We start from the raw sequence: 2,675 nt of genomic DNA on the forward strand, positions 1-2,675 counted from the left end.
CGCATGGCCAGCTCCGACAGCCCGCGGTGCACCCCCGCACGTACCTGGTCCGGGGCGATGAGGCCGACGTGCTTGGGCAGCCCGGCGAGCCCGTAGGCGTCGCCCTCGTACGGCCAGCGGCCCGTCAGGGCGGCGTACAGCAGGGCGCCGACGGCCTCGGTGTCGGTGCGCTGCGGGTCGTCCGCCTCGGTGCCGTACAGCGCCGCGTGCACGGACAGCCCGCGGATGCGCCACTGCCCGCTGCCGGTCCGCAGCACGGCGGACGGCGTGAGCCTCAGGTGCGCGAGGTCCTTGCGGTGGGCGGCGGCCAGCGCCTGGGAGACCTGCGTGACGAGTTCGTACGCCTCGTGCGGCTCCATCGGCGCGCCCCCGGCGAGCAGCGTGGACAACTCGGTGGCGTCGGGGAGCCATTCGTGGACGACGTAGACGATGTTGTTCTCCTCGACGGCGTCGAGGACCTGGACGAAGCGCGGGTCGCCGATGAGAGCCGCGGCGCGGGCGGCGTCGAGGACCGCTTCGGCGTGGTCGTGCCCGGCGGCCAGGACATGGACGCCGACGGCGCGGCGCAGCTTCTCGTCGACGGCGCGCCAACTGCTGAAGCCGTCGAGCCGGGTGACGCACTCCTCCAGGCGGTAGCGGTCGGCGAGTTTGTGGCCGCTGTGCATCTCGGCGGCCGGAACGCCGGCCCGGCGCGCCGGCGCGGGCGCGGCCGGCTCCGTGGCCGGGGCGTCGGCGGCGGGAGCGTCGGCGGCGGGTTCCGCATCGCCGGCTTCCGTCCCAGCGGGCTCCTCGGCACCGGCGTCCTCGGCGCTGGAGTCGGGGGCTGCCGCGGCAGGGGCCTCGGCAGCGGGGGCCTCCGCAGCGCCGGTTGGGTCTTCCGTTTCCGCTGCGTCCGTCGTGTCGGCCGCATCGCTGCGGTTCGCCGCCGAGCCGTCGACGGCTGCCGTGCTCCGTTCCGCCACCGCCGTTCCTGCCTCCCCAACTCTGTGTCGTGCAGCCGCGCCATGACAATTGTGCCCACAGCCTCACGTCATCCTCGACACACGGCGATGACGGAAGGTTGTGCCCCCGGTTACCGGCCGAGGCGGCCGCGGACCATCCCCATCATCGCGTTCAGCTCCTGGATCCGCATCCGCCGGGCCGCGACGTAGAAGATCGCACCGAGGACGACCGAGCCGGCGACGAGCGCGGCGAGGGAGCCAGTGACGCCGCTGCCGAGCTTGTCGGTCACGGCCCACGCGGCGGCGCCGCCGCCGAGCGCCGCCGGGATGCTGGCGCCGACGAGGCGGGCGTACGTGCGGACGACGTGGGCGCCGTCCAGGTCGTTGGTCCCCATCCGCTGCTTCAGCCGCCGCCAGGCGACGCCGACGCCGACGGTGTACGCGACGCCGTAGGTGGCGGCCATGCCGATGACCGCGTGCCGGTCGGGCAGCAGGACGAAGGCGATCACCGAGCCGGTCGCGAAGACCGCGGCGACGATCAGCGTGTTGTAGAAGGGCGTGCGGGTGTCCTCGTAGGCGTAGAACCCGCGGAGCACGACGTACTGCACGGAGAAGGGGATCAGCCCGAGGCCGAAGGCCATCAGGACGTAGCCGATCGAGGAGGCGGCGTCACTGCCGACCGCGGCGAACAGCAGCGTGCACATCGGGATGCCGAGCGCGACGAGCGCGAAGGAGATCGGCACGATGGCCACGGCCGAGGTGCGCAGGCCGTGCGAGATGTCGTCGCGCACCGCGTTGGGGTCGCCGTCGGCGGCGGCCCGCGAGATGCGCGGCAGCATCGCGGCCATCACCGAGACGGTGATGATCGCCTGCGGCATCTGCCAGATCAGCAGCGCGTTCTGGAAGGCCATGATGCCGGTGCCGTCGTGGCCCACCTCGGAGGCGGACTCGCCGGCCCAGGTGGCGAGCTGCGTGACGACGAGCATGCCGGCCTGGTTGGCGAGGACGAAGAGGAACGTCCACTTGGCGAGCTTGGCCGCCTTGCCGAGGCCGTGGCCCTTCCAGTCGAAGCGCGGCCGGATCCTGAAGCCCGTCTGCCGCAGGTACGGGATCATCGCCAGCGACTGCACCACGAGACCCAGCAGCGTGCCCACGCCGAGGAGCCGCACGCCCTCCGCCGGGATGGTGCTCTCGTCCATCGCCGAGGAGTCGGAGGTGCCGTAGACCCACAGGAAGAGGCCGAAGGTGGCGATGATGACGATGTTGTTGAGGACGGGGGTCCACATCATCGGGCCGAAGCTGCCGCGCGCGTTGAGGATCTGCCCCATCACGACGTGGATGCCCATGAAGAAGATGGTGGGCAGGCAGTACTGCGCGAAGGTGATCGCGACCTCGTTGGACTGCGGGTTGTCGGCGATCTTCACCGACATCGCGCGGATGAGCACCGGGGCGGCGAACACGGCCACGAGGACCATCCCGCCGAGGATGACCGAGACGAGGGTCAGCAGCCGGTTGGCATAGGCGATGCCGCCGTCGGCGTCGTTCTTCATCGCGCGCACGAGCTGCGGGACGAAGACGGAGTTGAGGCCGCCGCCGATGGTGAGGATGTAGATCATCGTCGGCAGCGTGTACGCGACGGTGTAGGTGTCGCCGAGGACCGCGACGCCCAGGGCCGCGGAGATCACCAGCGTGCGCAGGAAGCCGGTGATGCGCGAGACGAGCGTGCCGGCCGCC

Annotated in this window: 1 protein-coding gene and 1 pseudogene; both read right to left on the bottom strand. The window is 71.9% G+C overall.

Annotation, left to right across the window (positions count from 1 at the left end; translation table 11 throughout):
• A pseudogene (locus tag H5J30_RS26245) lies at positions 1 to 962 on the bottom strand (protein kinase family protein); the annotation flags it as partial.
• 110 nt (positions 963 to 1,072) lie between these two features.
• The coding region (murJ, locus tag H5J30_RS26250; protein WP_181789815.1) for a murein biosynthesis integral membrane protein MurJ at positions 1,073 to 2,675 on the bottom strand (1,603 nt) is incomplete at its 5' end.

Origin of the sequence: Streptomyces phytophilus (assembly GCF_013870535.1) — a bacterium.
GTDB classification, from domain to species: domain Bacteria; phylum Actinomycetota; class Actinomycetes; order Streptomycetales; family Streptomycetaceae; genus Streptomyces; species Streptomyces phytophilus.